Source organism: Serratia sp. GW822-FHT06D09 (assembly GCF_058799515.1).
Window position 1 is genome coordinate 37,746 of sequence record NZ_JBXALO010000009.1, and the last position, 14,925, is coordinate 52,670.

General features: G+C 58.2%; 14 protein-coding genes. 8 read left to right on the plus strand and 6 right to left on the minus strand.

Annotated features, from left to right (window positions below):
* Positions 1-131: 131 nt before the first annotated feature.
* Positions 132-1,100, minus strand: coding sequence for a cysteine synthase A (gene cysK / locus AC1RKG_RS19545; protein WP_128864650.1), 969 nt, complete (start codon positions 1,098-1,100; stop codon positions 132-134).
* Between the two features lie 184 nt (positions 1,101-1,284).
* On the minus strand, positions 1,285-2,046 hold the full coding sequence (gene cysZ / locus AC1RKG_RS19550; protein WP_020827988.1) for a sulfate transporter CysZ: 762 nt from the start codon (positions 2,044-2,046) through the stop codon (positions 1,285-1,287).
* Positions 2,047-2,267: 221 nt separating this feature from the next.
* Here cysZ and zipA point away from each other — a divergent pair, with 221 nt between their 5' ends.
* The 3 genes from zipA (at position 2,268) to AC1RKG_RS19565 (ending at position 5,581) form a co-directional block, all read left to right on the plus strand.
* Positions 2,268-3,266: a cell division protein ZipA gene (gene zipA / locus AC1RKG_RS19555; protein ID WP_020827987.1), complete on the plus strand. Its 999-nt coding sequence runs from the start codon at positions 2,268-2,270 to the stop codon at positions 3,264-3,266.
* A 78-nt stretch (positions 3,267-3,344) separates the two neighbouring features.
* A complete protein-coding gene (gene ligA, locus AC1RKG_RS19560) occupies positions 3,345-5,366 on the plus strand; it encodes an NAD-dependent DNA ligase LigA (RefSeq protein ID WP_020827986.1) in 2,022 nt (673 codons plus the stop codon).
* The gene (locus AC1RKG_RS19565) at positions 5,366-5,581 is read left to right on the plus strand and encodes a DUF3820 family protein (RefSeq protein WP_020827985.1); all 216 of its coding nucleotides are present in this window, start codon (positions 5,366-5,368) and stop codon (positions 5,579-5,581) included. Before ligA ends, AC1RKG_RS19565 begins: the two co-directional genes overlap by 1 nt.
* A gap of 33 nt (positions 5,582-5,614) precedes the next feature.
* Here AC1RKG_RS19565 and AC1RKG_RS19570 read toward each other — a convergent pair whose 3' ends face one another.
* Entirely contained in the window at positions 5,615-6,607 is a 993-nt protein-coding gene (locus AC1RKG_RS19570; RefSeq protein WP_048760964.1) for a bile acid:sodium symporter family protein, read from the minus strand.
* 96 nt (positions 6,608-6,703) lie between these two features.
* Between AC1RKG_RS19570 and AC1RKG_RS19575 the strand changes: the two genes are divergently transcribed.
* Positions 6,704-7,624, plus strand: a complete 921-nt coding sequence (locus AC1RKG_RS19575; RefSeq protein ID WP_122079957.1) for a LysR family transcriptional regulator — start codon at positions 6,704-6,706, stop codon at positions 7,622-7,624.
* Between the two features lies 1 nt (position 7,625).
* Here AC1RKG_RS19575 and AC1RKG_RS19580 read toward each other — a convergent pair whose 3' ends face one another.
* Both AC1RKG_RS19580 and AC1RKG_RS19585 read right to left on the minus strand, forming a co-directional pair.
* Entirely contained in the window at positions 7,626-8,102 is a 477-nt protein-coding gene (locus tag AC1RKG_RS19580; RefSeq protein WP_020827982.1) for a FlxA-like family protein, read from the minus strand.
* Between the two features lie 59 nt (positions 8,103-8,161).
* The gene (locus tag AC1RKG_RS19585; protein WP_046372990.1) at positions 8,162-8,710 is read right to left on the minus strand and encodes a nucleotidyltransferase family protein; all 549 of its coding nucleotides are present in this window, start codon (positions 8,708-8,710) and stop codon (positions 8,162-8,164) included.
* 212 nt (positions 8,711-8,922) lie between these two features.
* Between AC1RKG_RS19585 and AC1RKG_RS19590 the strand changes: the two genes are divergently transcribed.
* Entirely contained in the window at positions 8,923-10,308 is a 1,386-nt protein-coding gene (locus AC1RKG_RS19590) for an ethanolamine ammonia-lyase subunit EutB (protein ID WP_046372991.1), read from the plus strand.
* The gene (eutC, locus tag AC1RKG_RS19595; protein WP_046372992.1) at positions 10,305-11,096 is read left to right on the plus strand and encodes an ethanolamine ammonia-lyase subunit EutC; all 792 of its coding nucleotides are present in this window, start codon (positions 10,305-10,307) and stop codon (positions 11,094-11,096) included. The genes AC1RKG_RS19590 and eutC overlap by 4 nt, the downstream gene beginning before the upstream one ends.
* On the opposite strand, the gene AC1RKG_RS19600 is transcribed toward eutC, so the two are convergent.
* Positions 11,075-11,977 (minus strand): LysR family transcriptional regulator, encoded by a 903-nt coding sequence (locus AC1RKG_RS19600; RefSeq protein WP_493183612.1) that lies wholly within the window; start codon positions 11,975-11,977, stop codon positions 11,075-11,077. The genes eutC and AC1RKG_RS19600 overlap by 22 nt on opposite strands.
* A 437-nt stretch (positions 11,978-12,414) precedes the next feature.
* On the opposite strand from AC1RKG_RS19600, the gene budA reads away from it, so the two are divergent.
* The gene (gene budA / locus AC1RKG_RS19605) at positions 12,415-13,194 is read left to right on the plus strand and encodes an acetolactate decarboxylase (protein ID WP_410528877.1); all 780 of its coding nucleotides are present in this window, start codon (positions 12,415-12,417) and stop codon (positions 13,192-13,194) included.
* Between the two features lie 39 nt (positions 13,195-13,233).
* A complete protein-coding gene (alsS, locus tag AC1RKG_RS19610) occupies positions 13,234-14,919 on the plus strand; it encodes an acetolactate synthase AlsS (RefSeq protein WP_020827976.1) in 1,686 nt (561 codons plus the stop codon).
* The last annotated feature ends 6 nt before the right edge of the window (positions 14,920-14,925 follow it).

Here is a 14,925-nt window from a genome sequence, read left to right on the forward strand (position 1 = left end):
CATCGAAATAATGCACCGTTAAATACTAAAGCTGACGGGTAAAATCAATCTTTGACTGCTATAAACTTTGATCCAGCCCACAAAAAAGCACCCCGAAAGGTGCTTTTTTAGCGATTTATGCGCGGCTGGCACTACTGTTGCAATTCTTGCTCGGTGAACAAATCGGCGAACAGGGCGGTGCTCAAATAACGTTCGCCGGAAGACGGCAAAATCACCACGATAGTTTTGTCGGCGAACGCCGGTTCTTCGGCCAATTTCACCGCTGCGGCTACCGCGGCACCGGAGGAAATGCCCGCCAGGATGCCTTCTTCGTCCATCAGGCGGCGCGCCATGCTGATGGCCTCGTCGTTGGTGATTTGTTCCACGCGGTCCACCAGATCGAGATCCAGGTTGCCGGGGATAAAGCCTGCGCCGATGCCCTGAATTTTGTGCGGGCCCGGTTTGATTTCTTCACCCGCCAGCGCCTGGCTGATGACCGGTGAATCGGTTGGCTCCACCGCCACGGTTGTGATCGCCTTGCCCTTGGTGTTTTTGATGTAGCGGCTGACACCGGTCAGCGTGCCGCCGGTACCGACGCCGGAGATGAATACGTCAACTTCGCCATCGGTGTCGTCCCAGATTTCCGGGCCGGTAGTTTGTTCGTGGATCGCCGGGTTAGCCGGGTTGCTGAACTGCTGCAGGATGATGTAGCGGTTCGGATCGGTGGCGACGATTTCTTCCGCCTTGGCGATCGCGCCCTTCATGCCTTTTGCGCCTTCGGTCAGCACCAGGTTGGCGCCCAGCGCTTTAAGCAGCTTGCGGCGTTCGATGCTCATGGTTTCCGGCATGGTCAGCGTCAGCTTGTAGCCACGCGCCGCGGCGACGAATGCCAGCGCAATGCCGGTGTTGCCGCTGGTCGGCTCCACCAGTTCTTTACCGGCGACCAAAATGCCACGTTTTTCTGCGTCCCAAATCATATTGGCACCGATGCGGCATTTAACGCTAAAGCTGGGGTTGCGTGATTCAACCTTGGCCAGAATGCGTCCGTTGCCGATACGGTTCAGACGAACCAGCGGCGTATGGCCGATTGTTAATGAGTTGTCTTCATATATCTTGCTCATAGCCCGTCCTTTAACTCTATGAAAAATGTGGGGAACGTCGAAAGCATACGCTAACAGTACCGGCAGGGAAGTAAAGAATTGGTATATCTATATGTTATTAGGAAATAAGTTTTAAGCACAAGGATAAGGGCGCAAATTGCGCGCCCTGTCGAAGAATTAATCGTAATGCGGCCAATAAAACGGCTCAGGAACGGACGAATTGTGGGCGATAACGATCGACCCACATGGCGGTGGCACCGCACACCGCGACCGGCAGGATCACCAGGTTAAGGATGGGGATCATGGTGAACAGGCTGACCATGGCGCCAAACTGCAGGTTGTCGGTTTTATGCTGGCGCAGCGCGCGACGCATATCGGCAAAGCTTACCTTATGGTTATCGAACGGGTAGTCGCAATACTGGATGGCCAACATCCAGGCGCTGAACAGGAACCACAGCACCGGCGCCACCGTTTGGCCGATGCCCGGGATGAAATAGAGTATCAACAGCACCAGCGCGCGCGGCAGGTAGTAGGCCAGCTTGCGCCATTCGCGCGCCATAATGCGCGGCAGATCTTTCACAATGCCAAAAATGCCGGTATCCGGCAGCGGTTTGCCGGTCAGGCTGCCTTCCAACTGTTCGGCCAGCAAGCCACAGAACGGGGCGGCAATCAGGTTGGTAATGGTGCTGAACAGATAGCTGAACACCAACAGGACGGAGATCACCGCCAGCGGCCACAAAACGTAGCTTAGCCACTGCAGCCAGGTCGGCACATGGCTCATCATGCTGGGGATCCAGTCACCAAGCTGACTGAACAGCCACCAGAAGGCGGATCCCATCAACAGCACGTTGACCAGTAACGGCAAGACGACATAGCGTTTAATCCCCGGGCGCGAAATCAGGCGCCAGCCTTCGGCAAAATAATGAAGGCCGCTGGTGGAGTGAGAAGGTGACTGCGAATAGGACATATCTTAAGTTATCTCTTTGTCTGAACAGGCATCGCTATCATATCGGGATGATTTTCTACTGGCTAGGGTGACATTGGCTGAAAAAACAGCAAAAAAAGGCAGAATAATCATCTTTATTGGCATAAAGTTCAGCACGGACTTGCACTTGTGTGCTTGGGCAAATAGAGTTAAAGAGTGAATGTTTGCCGCGGTGGCAATGTATTGGAACAACAGAGATAGCAATGATGCAGGATTTGCGTCTGATATTAATCGTTGTTGGCGCGATCGCCATAATAGCGTTGTTATTGCACGGTCTTTGGACCAGTCGTAAGGAACGCTCATCGCTTTTTCGCGATCGCCCAGCCAAACGTTCCAAAAAGGAACGTGAACAATCCCCGATCGACGATCTCGATGAAGGCGTGGGAGAGGTGCGTGTACGCTCCGCTCACCCGCAAGATGAGCCGTCCTTTGGTCATTTTGATGCCGCTCGCGAAGAACCCGTGGTTGCGCCCAAGCCCGCTCCGGCGGCTGAGCCAGCACCGCGTGCCGTTCAACCGGCTGCTCATCAGTCTCCGCCACCGCTGTCTCAGCGACCGGATTATGATGACATCCTGCTGGACAACTACGCGCAGGATGAAGACGACGAGCCGCAGCAGCCTGCGCCGCGCCGTGAACCGCGCGTTGACGATCTGCCGCCAGTGGCGCATGCAGCGGAGCCGGCGTTCCACGCCGAACCTGCTCATCAGCCACAGCCGGAAGAGAAGCCAGCGGTGGTGCACGAGCCTCAGCCTGCACCTGCTGCCGTCAAACCGGCAAAACTGAAAGAAACCGTACTGGTGCTGCACGTTACCGCACATCAGGGGGGCGTGATCGGCGGCGAAGTTCTGCTGCAGAGCGTGCTGCAGGCGGGCTTCCAGTTTGGCGAAATGGGCATCTTCCATCGCCATATCAGCCCTGCGGGCAGCGGTCCTGTGCTGTTTAGCCTGGCGAATATGGTTAAACCAGGGTCCTTTGATCCTGAGATGATGTCCGATTTCTCGACGCCGGGCGTATCGATGTTCATGATGGTGCCGTCGTATGGCGACGCTAATCAGAACTTCAAGCTGATGCTGCAGTCGGCACAGCGGATCGCCGACGACGTGGGTGGTGTGGTGCTGGACGACGAGCGCCGCATGATGACCCCGCAGAAGCTGGAAACCTACAAAGCGCGCATTCGTGAAGTGTTGGATAACAACGACTAAACGGCTGCTACGCGCACTGAACATCCGTAACAACAAAGCCCCCGCCTGCCGGGGGTTTTTTATCTTTGATGGTGAGCCATGGAATCGATAATCCAACAAATCAATCAACTACGAGCCTCACTGCGCCATCACGAATATCAATATCATGTGCTCGACGCACCGGAAGTGCCGGATGCGGAATACGATCGCCTGATGCGTGAACTGCGCGAGCTGGAAAGCGCACATCCTGAGTTGATCACCGCCGACTCGCCCACCCAGCGCGTGGGCGCGGCCCCTTTGGCGGCGTTCGATCAGGTACGCCATGAAGTGCCGATGCTGTCGCTGGACAACGTTTTTGACGAAGAGAGCTTCCTGGCGTTCTACAAGCGGGTGCAGGATCGCCTGAAGAGCAGCGAGCCGCTGACCTTCTGCTGTGAACTGAAACTGGACGGCCTGGCGGTCAGTTTGCTGTACGAAGACGGCGAGCTGGTGCGCGCTGCCACGCGCGGCGACGGCACCACCGGTGAAAACATTACCTCCAACGTGCGTACCATCCGCGCCATTCCGCTGCGTCTGACCGGTGACAACATCCCGCGTCGGCTGGAAGTGCGTGGCGAAGTCTTTATGCCGCAGGCCGGTTTCGAGCAGATGAACGAAGAGGCGCGTCGCAAAGACGGCAAAATCTTTGCCAATCCGCGTAACGCCGCCGCCGGGTCGATCCGTCAGCTTGATCCGCGCATCACCGCCAAGCGTCCACTGACCTTCTTCTGCTATGGCGTTGGCCTGCTGGAAGGGGGCGAGTTGCCGCGCAGCCACTGGCAGCGGCTGATGCAGTTCAAAGCGTGGGGCTTGCCGGTTAGCGATCGCGCCAAATGTTGTACCGGCAGTGACGAGGTATTGGCATTCTATCGTCAGGTTGAGCAAGACCGTGCGCAGCTCGGCTTTGATATCGACGGCGTGGTGGTGAAGATCGACGATATCGATCTGCAAGAAACGCTCGGCTTTGTGGCGCGTGCGCCACGTTGGGCAACGGCGTTCAAATTCCCGGCGCAGGAACAGATTACCCTGGTGCGCGAGGTGGAGTTCCAGGTTGGTCGTACCGGGGCTATTACCCCCGTGGCGCGCCTGGAGCCGGTGCTGGTTGCCGGGGTGATTGTCAGCAACGCCACGCTGCATAACGCCGACGAAATTGAGCGTTTGGGCCTGCGCATTGGCGACACGGTGATCGTGCGCCGCGCGGGTGACGTGATCCCGCAGGTGGTTGGGGTGATGACCGATCGCCGCCCTGCAGACGCGCGTGAAGTTGTATTCCCGCAACACTGTCCGGTATGCGGTTCCGATGTCGAAAGAGTTGAAGGCGAAGCGGTGGCACGCTGCACCGGCGGGCTGATTTGCGCCGCGCAGCGTAAAGAAGCACTGAAGCATTTCGTTTCCCGCAGAGCGTTGGACGTCGACGGCATGGGCGACAAAATCATCGAACAGCTGGTGGAAAAAGAGTACGTCAAGAACCCGGCCGATCTGTTCCGCCTGTCCGCCGGCATTCTCACCGGGTTGGATCGCATGGGGCCGAAATCAGCGCAGAATCTGGTCAACGCGCTGGAGAAGTCCAAGCAAACCACCTTCGCCCGTTTCCTGTATGCGTTGGGCATCCGTGAGGTCGGTGAAGCCACGGCCGCCAATCTGGCCGCGCATTTTGGCACGCTGGAGAAGCTGTTTGCGGCTGACATCGAGGCTTTGAAAGAAGTGCCTGACGTCGGTGAAGTGGTAGCGAAACACACGCGGCATTTCCTGGACGAGGAGCTTAACCAGAAGGTTATCAATGAACTGATCAGCGACGAAATAGGCATCAACTGGCCGGCGCCGGTGGTGATAGTGGCGGACGAAATCGACAGCCCGTTTGCCGGTAAAACCGTGGTGTTGACAGGCTCATTGAGCCAGCTTTCACGCGATGAGGCCAAAGATCGCCTGACGGCATTGGGCGCCAAGGTCAGCGGCAGCGTCTCGAAGAAAACCGATTTGGTGATTGCCGGGGAAGCCGCCGGTTCCAAGCTGGTGAAGGCGCAAGAACTGGGCATTGCGGTGATCGACGAAGCGGAAATGATCCGCCTGTTGGGTGCCTGATGGAAAAAGAAAACCTGCTGGAAATCGCCAACACCGTGATGCCGTTCGGCAAATACCAGGGGCGGGTGCTGATTGACCTGCCCGAGGAGTACCTGCTGTGGTTTGCTCGCAAGGGGGAGTTCCCGAACGGCAAACTCGGCATGCTGATGGAAATGACGCTGGCGATTAAAATCGAAGGGCTCGACCACCTGGTCAAGCCGCTGAAGAAAAGTTGAGTAGCCGGCGCGGCAATCGTCGCGCCCGTTTGATTATCCCCGCGCCGTTTCGGCGTTTGGCACCGCCTGTTTTTCCTGCTGTTTCTTTTGATAGCGCCGCGCCAGCACGGCGCAGGTCATCAGCTGTACCTGGTGGAACACCATCAGCGGCAGCACCATAATCCCCACGGTAGCGGCCGGGAACAGGATATTGGCCATCGGGATACCGTTCGCCAGGCTTTTCTTCGAGCCGCAGAACACGATGGTGATCTCATCGGCTTTACTAAAGCCCAGCCAGCGCGCCATGTAAGTGTTCACCACCAGCACGATCGTCAGCAGCACCAGGCTGCCAACGATGATAAACACCAGCGAACCCAACCCGACCTGATGCCAGATACCGTGGGTGACGGCTTCGCTGAAGGCCGCGTAAACCACCAACAGGATCGAAGTCTGATCGGTCTTGCCAATCAGCTTACGGTTGCGTTCAATCCATTTACCAATCAGCGGGCGCGACAGGTGACCGGCCACAAAGGGCACTAACAGCTGCAGGACGATGGAACCCACCTGCTGCAGGCTGCCGGTTTCACCGTGAACGTTCATCAGCAGCCCCACCAGCAGCGGCGAAACGAAAATCCCCAGCAGGCTTGACGCTGAAGCGCTGCATACCGCCGCCGCCACGTTGCCGCCTGCCAGCGAAGTAAAGGCGATGGCCGATTGCACGGTGGCGGGCAGAATGCACAGATAAATAAAGCCGGAATACAGTTCCGGGCTGACGTTGACCGGCGACCACCATTTAAACAGCACGCCCAGCGCCGGGAAAATAATGAAGGTGCTGAACATCACCCACAGATGCAGCCGCCAGTTGTTGCTGCCGGCCAGAATGGCTTCGCGCGACAGCTTGGCGCCGTGCATAAAGAACAGCAGGGCAATGGCGGCGATGGTCAGTGCGTTCAGCCAGCCGACGAACTCGCCGCGCGCAGGCAGGAACGAAGCCAGCAGCACGGTGGCGATCAACGTCAGGGTAAAGCGATCGGGTAAGAATCTCATGGCGGCGTACTCGGATGAAAAATCAATGCGCCCATTGTCGCGCGGCGGGATATAATAATTAAATTGATTTATTTAATTCATTTATGAATAAAAAACATGAATTACTCGATTAAGCAGCTCAAGGTGTTTGTCGCCATTGCCCGCCACCGCAGTTTCAGCCGGGCCGGTGAGGCCATTGGTCTGACGCAGTCGGCGGTCAGCCACAGCGTGAAAGAGCTGGAAGCGGAGGTCGGCGTTCGCCTGCTCGATCGCACCACTCGCGAAGTGGTGCTGACCGACGCCGGGCAGCGGTTGGCCAACCGCGTTGAGCGCTTGCTGGATGAGCTGCAGTCGTCATTGCTGGATGCGCGCAGCTTCGGCGTGCAGCGCAGCGGTACGGTACGGGTGGCGTCCAGCCAAACCATCTCCGCACACCTGATGCCGCAGTGCATTGCGGCAGGGGAAAAGCAGTATCCGGATATTCGCATTATGCTGCGCGATCAGGCACAGCAACAGGTCCTGCACAGCATTCGCAACGCCGAAGTGGATTTTGGCATCGTGGTGGATCCGGTCCAGGCGGTGGATCTGGACTGCGAACCCATCCTGCACGAGCCCTTCCTGCTGCTGTGCCGTAACGATCACCCCTTCGCCGGGCTGGCCGAGGTGCACTGGTCGGCGCTGAACGGCAGTCGTCTGGTATTGCAGGACTATGCGTCCGGTAGCCGGCCGCTGATTGACAGCGCGTTGCGCCAGCAAGGCGTGGAAGCGCAGGTGGTACAAGAGATAGGCCACCCGGCAACGTTGTTCCCGATGGTGGCGGCAGGTATCGGTATCAGTATTTTTCCTGCGCTGGCGTTACCGCTGCCGGAAGGGGGGCAATTAAAGGTGCGTCGGCTGATGCCGGAAATCAACCGCGCACTGATGCTGGTGCGGCGTAAAAACCGTTCGCTGACACCCGCGGCGGAAGCCATCTGGCAAGTGGTTGGCCAGCAGGCGGCATTGTTGCAGCAGCAACGCCGACAACAGGCGGACTACTGAGTCAGATATACACGTCCACGGCGTTGGCCGCCGTCGGGCGGTTGATGCCATCGCCCTTGGCAGGGACAATGCTCTCATTGGCCTTGGCCATCTGCTCGGCCTGCTGTTTTTCCATCTCTTCTTTTTGAATCCGCGCGATCTCGGCCTGCAGCATCTTGATCTGCGCCTGGATCAGCTGTTTCTGTTTTTCGATCTCTTTGGGATCGCTGTCTGAATCTTTCAGGTCTACCAGTTTTTGCTGCAGAGCCTGAATCTGTTTGTTCAGCACTTTGATGCGCGCTGAAGCGCTGCTGTCGGAAACGCTAACCCGGTCGCTACCGCCCGCCGCTTTGGTTTCATTAGACTTGTCGCCTTCAGGTTGCTGATGTACCGGCTTGGCCATCAGCACCTGGCCTGTATTACCGGGGGCGCTAAAAACGTTGCTGACGCCGGGTACGGTATTTTTCACCGGAACAATCATGGTGATGCTGGTCGACATAATGCTCTCCCTGAGTCTTGATATGGCTACTCAGGGTATCGGCAGCCTGGGGAAAAACTTTACCCGCGAATTTGCCGCAGGCGCGGCCAGCGTTGTAACCAGCCCTTGCCGACAACCCGCTGTTCATAGGCATCGAGGTCGCCGTTTTTGGCATTGAAGGTAATAGTGTCGGCAAACAGCCCCTCGAGACCGAACGGCGCGACCAGCGTAATGCTGTCATCTGCATTCAGGCGTGCACCCACGGCCGTTTCTACCTCTGTCCAAAAGCTGATGGCGTCTTCGCTATTGCGATAAGGGGCTCGACCGCTACGCAAATGCATACGCGCCTGGTTTTTCACCGACCAGGGCTGTGGCAGCCACTCTTGCAGCCGCGTTTCCAGCATGTGGTCACGTTCCGCCTCCGGGCGCTGTGGGTCGAAATGGATCACGTCGATGTCGTTGAGCGGCGTTGGCGTAGCGTAACCGTGGCGCTGATCCCACACCAGATTGCGCACAAAGCCGGCCCCCAGGCACCAGTCATTCAGCCCGAGTCGTCGCGCGGTGCGCAATGCCATCATTCTTTCGTTATCTTGCTGTAACCATTGGATAATTTTCTGCTGCAGACTCATTACCGCTCCTTAGTTGCGGCTACTGTAACCCGAAGCGACCGCAGGCGGAATGCCGTGCATGATTTTAGTGCACGCCACTGCAGCGTGGATAGCCCGAGATATGGGGACAATAGGCTGATTTCCGGCAAAAAATAATTTCACACGCCCACTGACTACACTTGGTACAGGGTTTGCAACTTCCACCGACCATTCAGGGCAGAACAGGGGGCGCTATGTATCAGGCCACGCTTAGCCGGCGCAGCTACCGCTTCAACGATTTACGCCAGTTGCTGGCCAAGGCATCACCGGCACGTTCCGGCGATTATCTGGCGGAGGTGGCGGCGGACAGTGCAGAAGAACGCATGGCGGCGCGCATCGCGTTGGCGGATGTGCCGCTAAAAACCTTTCTTCAGCAACTGCTGGTGCCTTATGAACATGACGAGGTCACACGGCTGATTGTCGATAGCCACGATGCGTTGGCCTTTGCGCCGATATCGCACCTGACGGTGGGGGACTTCCGCGATTGGCTCTTGAGCGAGCAGGCGGACAGCGCGATGTTGGCACGGGTAGCAGCAGGCATTACGCCGGAAATGGCGGCTGCAGTGAGTAAATTGATGCGCAATCAGGATCTGATCCTGGTGGCGAAGAAGTGCCGGGTCATCACGCGTTTTCGCAATACCCTCGGCCTGCCGGGGCGGCTCAGCGTGCGGTTGCAACCGAATCATCCTACCGACAGTCTGCAGGGCATTGCCGCCAGCATGCTCGACGGCCTGCTGTATGGTTGCGGGGATGCGGTCGTCGGCATCAACCCGGCCAGCGACAGCCTGCCGCTGCTGGAAAAGCTCAACTACATGCTGGACGACGTGATCCAGCGCTTCGCCATTCCGACGCAATCCTGCGTGCTGACCCATGTGACCAATACGCTGCGGTTGATGGAGCGTGGCGTCCCTGTGGATTTGGTGTTCCAGTCGATCGCGGGTACCGAAGCGGCCAATCAGGGGTTCGGCATCAATCTGGCGCTGCTGGCGGAAGCGCAGCAGGCGGCACTGAGCCTTAACCGCGGCACCTTGGGCAATAACGTGATGTATTTCGAAACCGGGCAGGGCAGCTGTTTGTCGTCCAACGCACATCATGGCGTCGATCAGCAAACCTGCGAAGCGCGGGCCTATGCGGTGGCGCGTCATTTCTCCCCGTTGTTGATCAACACCGTGGTCGGCTTTATCGGCCCGGAATATCTGTACGATGGTAAACAAATTATCCGCGCCGGCTTGGAGGATCATTTTTGCGGCAAGCTACTTGGTCTGCCGCTAGGGTGCGACGTGTGCTACACCAATCACGCGGAGGCGGATCAGGACGACATGGACACGCTGCTGACGCTGTTGGCCACCGCCGGGCTGACTTTCCTGATTGGCGTGCCGGGTGCCGACGACATCATGCTCAATTATCAAAGCACCTCATTCCACGACGCGCTCTATATCCGCGAGCTGCTGGGGTTGAAGCACGCACCGGAGTTTGCCGACTGGCTGACTAAAATGCAGATTACCGATGAACGGGGTCAACTGCGCGATACCGCCGCCAATCACCCTTTGCTACTGGCCCTGCAGGGAGAGAGACGATGAGCAAACCGGTGCACGTTAACCGTTGGGACGCGCTGCGCGCCTTTACCGATGCGCGCATTGCATTGGGGCGTACCGGCTCCAGCCTGCCTACGGAGGAGTTGCTTAAATTCGGTCTGGCGCACGCGCAGGCGCGTGATGCGGTACATCAGCCGTTTGATAGCGATACGCTGGCCGGGACATTGCAGGAGCAAGGTTGGCAAACCCTGACGGTGCACAGTCAGGCCGCCGATCGCACCGCCTATCTCCGTCGGCCGGATCTCGGGCGGCGTTTGGCTCCTGACAGCCGCAGCCTGCTGCTGGGCCAGCCGGAAAAACCGGCCGATCTGCTGCTGGTGGTGGCGGACGGTTTATCCTCCAAGGCGGTGCACCGTCAGGCGCTACCGTTGTTGCAGGCGCTGCGACCCTATCTCGATGGGATGGGGCTTTCGGTTGCCCCTGTGGTATTGGCACACCAATCGCGGGTCGCGCTGGGGGATGATATCGGCGAGTGTTTGCAGGCCAGAGCGGTGGCGATGTTGATCGGCGAGCGGCCGGGCTTATCGTCGCCGGACAGCCTCGGTATTTACCTTACCTGGGGGCCGAACACCCGGCGGCGCGAGTCGGAGCGCAACTGCATCTCCAACGTGCGTCCGGAAGGGCTGGATTATCCGCAGGCGGCATTCAAACTGGCCTGGCTGCTGGAGCAGGCTTTCCAGCGTCGGCTGACCGGGGTGGAACTGAAAGATGAAAGCGACAACCCGGCGCTGCAGGGACAGGTTTCCCCGCGTTACTCCCAGCTAGGTGGCTGACCGATGCTTTGTTTTAGCAGGGTAATAAACAGGTTCAGCCGCGCGGATACCTTCGCCACCGGCCGTAACAGGTAAATGCCCTGTTGCTCCTGGCGCGGGTCTTCCAACATCTGCAGCAAGCGGCCGGCCTGAATATCCGGCCCGACCACCCAGTTGGGCAAAAAGGTGAGCCCCAACCCCAGCAGCGCTGCCTGGCGTTGAGCGGTAAAGTCGTCACAGCGCAGCACCATGCTGCAGCGGCTCATCAGAGGAACGCTGAGGATCTGCGCCCAGCAGGCCGGTTGTTGCTTATGGTAACGGGCAATCAATCGATGCTGTGGCAATGCATTGAGGTCGGCCGGCTGCCCGTAACGGGCGATATAATCAGGGCTGGCGCACATCACCCAGCGCTGGGTCGCGATGCGGCTGGCGTACAGCCCGCTGTCTTTTTGCTCGCCGATACGAATGGCGGCATCCAACAGTTCCTGGGTCGGATCGGTTTGGCGTTCGGTCAAATCCAGGTCGACAAACAGTTGCGGATAGCGTTCGGCCAGCGTCGGCAACAGCGGCAGGATATAGGTTTTGCCGAAGGTGGGCAGACAGCTGATACGCAGCGTGCCTTGCGGCATATCGTTCCACGAAGCCAGTTCGGCACGGATGTCGGTGATATCCGTCAGCAGCGTGCTTGCTCGCGCCTGCAGCCTTTCGCCCGCATCCGTCAGCATCAAACCCCGCGTAGAGCGGATAAACAGCGTGGCGTCCAGCGCGTTTTCCAGCGCATCAATGTGGCGTACCAGCGAAGAAGGCACCATTCCCAGCTTGCGAGCGGCGGCGGAGAAGCTGCCCAACAGGGCGACCTCGAGAAATATCGGCAGATGTTCAACATAGCGGGCGTCATTCATCTTTGCATTATATGCAAAAGCGTTTCTTATGAATACCAGGTTCTCCGTCCGTCGCAATGCGGCTACTCTTTTTTCGGGCTTACGGAAAGCGATGACATGCCGTGAACCCCACCGCACAGAGAGAAAATGCATAAAACTCGCGGTTTTTAGAACTTTAAATACAGAACTTCCCTCAGGTTCCAGCGTGTGCCTGCGGTATTGATGATGACTTCAACACCAGATTAACCGTTCAAATTGATGCCCTGTTTACCAACAATGATTAGTGAATCTAAACCGTTGTTGACATTGGGCATCGCCGGCCTGCCGTGCCGGTTTTTTTGTCGCCGTTGGCTGAATCGTTCCAACTGAACGCGTTGCCGGCGACATCTTTGTTCACCTACGGGTGGGCATTTTTGAACGCGCGGAGCATTTCACTCCGCGCTGGTGGAGGAGTAGTTATGAACGAAGACCATGGGTGTTCCTGCGCGCAGCATTTGGCGCAAGGGTTTGCCAGGCAGTCGCTGAGCGTTGGGGAGGGCGAGATCTATCAAATCTCGCTGATGAGCGCACTGATCAGCGGCGTTTACGAAGGGGAGGTCACCATTGCCGAATTGCTCAAGCACGGCAACTTTGGCCTGGGAACGTTCAATCACCTCGACGGCGAACTGATCGCTTTCGACCAGGAAATTCACCAGTTGCGCGCCGACGGCAGCGCACGACCGGCCAGTTTGCAGCAGAAAACCCCGTTTGCCGTTGTCACCTTTTTCCAACCTAGCGTCACCCAATACTTCGACAGTCCGATCACCAAGGCGCAGTTGCACCAGTGTATCGATGAGCAGGTGGCTTCGCCGAACCTGTTCTGCGCGCTGCGCGTCGACGGTGAATTCAGCCATGTGGAAACCCGCACCGTGCCGCGTCAGGAGCGGCCTTATCGTCCGATGCTGGAGGCGATAGAAGAGCAGCCGACCTTTGCCTTCCATCGACGTCAGGGCACCCTGGTTGGCTTCCGTTCGCCTGATTACATGCAGGGCGTTGGCGTGGCCGGTTATCACGAGCACTTTGTCACCGACGATCGCAACGGTGGCGGTCACGTGCTGGATTACCAACTTGACCACGGTCGCCTGCAATTTGGCGTGATCACCCGCCTCAATCTTCAATTGCCGCATGATGCGGATTTTCTGCGCGCCGACCTCTGTCCCGAGGATTTGGATAGCGCAATTCGTTCTGCCGAGGGTTAATTCCGCGACAGTCCTGGGTGTATTTTCAGGAGGTATTCCATGAACAAGGCAAAAACAGACAATAACTGGGCATGTGGCGCAGATTTGGTGGTGAAAAATCTGGAGGCGCAGGGGGTTAAACACGTATTCGGTATTCCGGGCGCCAAGATTGACCGGGTATTCGATTCGCTGGAAGACGCGCCGTCGATAGAAACGGTGGTGGTGCGCCACGAGGCCAACGCGGCGTTTATGGCGGCGGCGGTGGGGCGTTTGACCGGTAAGGCCGGGGTGGCGTTGGTGACCTCCGGGCCGGGCAGTTCCAATTTGATCACCGGGCTGGCGACCGCCACCTCGGAAGGGGATGCGGTCGTGGCATTCGGCGGGGCGGTGAAGCGTGCCGACAACCTCAAACAGACCCACCAGAGCATGGATACCGTCAGTATGTTTCGGCCGGTGACCAAGTATTGTGCCGAAGTGCATGCCGGTTCGGCGATTTCTGAAGTGATTGCCAACGCTTTCCGCCACGCCGAATTCGGCCGTCCGGGGGCGTCTTTTGTCAGCCTGCCGATGGACATCGTCAATGAGCCAGTCAGCGCCCCGGTGCTGGCGGGATGTCGGTTGCCGCGAATGGGGGCCGCCGCTGCCGAGGATATTCGCGCCGCGGTTAAGCTGATCCAACAGGCGAAGTGCCCGGTGTTGTTGCTGGGGCTGCAGGCCAGCCGCCCGGAAAATAGCGAGGCGGTGCGCCAACTGCTGCATCGCACCCATATGCCGGTAGTGGGGACCTACCAGGCGGCAGGGGTGATCGACGTTAATCACTTTGCACGCTTTGCCGGCCGCGTCGGCTTGTTCAACAACCAACCGGCCGACCAGCTGCTGCAGAAAGCCGATTTGGTGGTCAGCGTCGGCTATGGCCCGATCGAATACGATCCCTGCATGTGGAACAGCCAGGGGCGATTGAAACTGGTGCATATCGACGTGCTGCCGGCGGACATCGATACCTGCTATCGTCCGGACGTCGAGCTGGTGGGCAATATCAGCGCCACGCTCGACATGATGACCGAAGCCTTTAACAGCGTGGTGAGCGTGCCGGCCGAAGTGGAATCGATCCTCAGCGATCTTGGTCGCCAGCGTACCGAACTGGCGGAACGTGCCGCACGGCGCGGCGGTATGCCAATCCACCCGCTGCGCATCGTCAAAGAGCTGCAGGATATTGTCAGCGACGACGTGACGTTGTGTGTGGACATGGGCAGTTTCCACATTTGGATTGCGCGTTACCTTTACAGCTTCCGTGCGCGCCAACTGCTGATTTCCAACGGCCAGCAGACCATGGGGGTGGCGCTGCCGTGGGCTATCGGCGCGGCGCTGGTGCGGCCGGGCGACAAAGTGGTGTCGATTTCCGGCGACGGCGGTTTTATGCAGTCGAGCATGGAACTGGAAACCGCCGTGCGGCTGAAAAATAACATCGTGCACGTGATTTGGGTGGATAACGCCTACAACATGGTGGAAATGCAGGAGGTGAACAAATACCGCCGCAAATCCGGGGTGGAATTCGGCCCTATCGATTTTAAAGCCTATGCCGAGGCGTGCGGGGCGGTCGGGTTTGCGGTGCAGTCGGTGGATGACCTGCGGCCCATGTTGCGCAAGGCGATGGAAATCCAGGGGCCGGTCGTGGTGGCCATTCCGGTCGATTACGCCGACAACTACAAGTTGATGGCGCAGATGAACTTCAGCCAGATGATTTAATTTCAT

Excerpts from the sequence above, each read along its gene's own strand:
- cysK (WP_128864650.1), bottom strand. The coding sequence starts at position 1,100 with ATGAGCAAGATATATGAAGACAACTCATTAACAATCGGCCATACGCCG.
- cysZ (WP_020827988.1), bottom strand. The coding sequence starts at position 2,046 with ATGTCCTATTCGCAGTCACCTTCTCACTCCACCAGCGGCCTTCATTAT.
- zipA (WP_020827987.1), top strand. The coding sequence starts at position 2,268 with ATGATGCAGGATTTGCGTCTGATATTAATCGTTGTTGGCGCGATCGCC.
- ligA (WP_020827986.1), top strand. The coding sequence starts at position 3,345 with ATGGAATCGATAATCCAACAAATCAATCAACTACGAGCCTCACTGCGC.
- AC1RKG_RS19565 (WP_020827985.1), top strand. The coding sequence starts at position 5,366 with ATGGAAAAAGAAAACCTGCTGGAAATCGCCAACACCGTGATGCCGTTC.
- AC1RKG_RS19570 (WP_048760964.1), bottom strand. The coding sequence starts at position 6,607 with ATGAGATTCTTACCCGATCGCTTTACCCTGACGTTGATCGCCACCGTG.
- AC1RKG_RS19575 (WP_122079957.1), top strand. The coding sequence starts at position 6,704 with ATGAATTACTCGATTAAGCAGCTCAAGGTGTTTGTCGCCATTGCCCGC.
- AC1RKG_RS19580 (WP_020827982.1), bottom strand. The coding sequence starts at position 8,102 with ATGTCGACCAGCATCACCATGATTGTTCCGGTGAAAAATACCGTACCC.
- AC1RKG_RS19585 (WP_046372990.1), bottom strand. The coding sequence starts at position 8,710 with ATGAGTCTGCAGCAGAAAATTATCCAATGGTTACAGCAAGATAACGAA.
- AC1RKG_RS19590 (WP_046372991.1), top strand. The coding sequence starts at position 8,923 with ATGTATCAGGCCACGCTTAGCCGGCGCAGCTACCGCTTCAACGATTTA.
- eutC (WP_046372992.1), top strand. The coding sequence starts at position 10,305 with ATGAGCAAACCGGTGCACGTTAACCGTTGGGACGCGCTGCGCGCCTTT.
- AC1RKG_RS19600 (WP_493183612.1), bottom strand. The coding sequence starts at position 11,977 with ATGAATGACGCCCGCTATGTTGAACATCTGCCGATATTTCTCGAGGTC.
- budA (WP_410528877.1), top strand. The coding sequence starts at position 12,415 with ATGAACGAAGACCATGGGTGTTCCTGCGCGCAGCATTTGGCGCAAGGG.
- alsS (WP_020827976.1), top strand. The coding sequence starts at position 13,234 with ATGAACAAGGCAAAAACAGACAATAACTGGGCATGTGGCGCAGATTTG.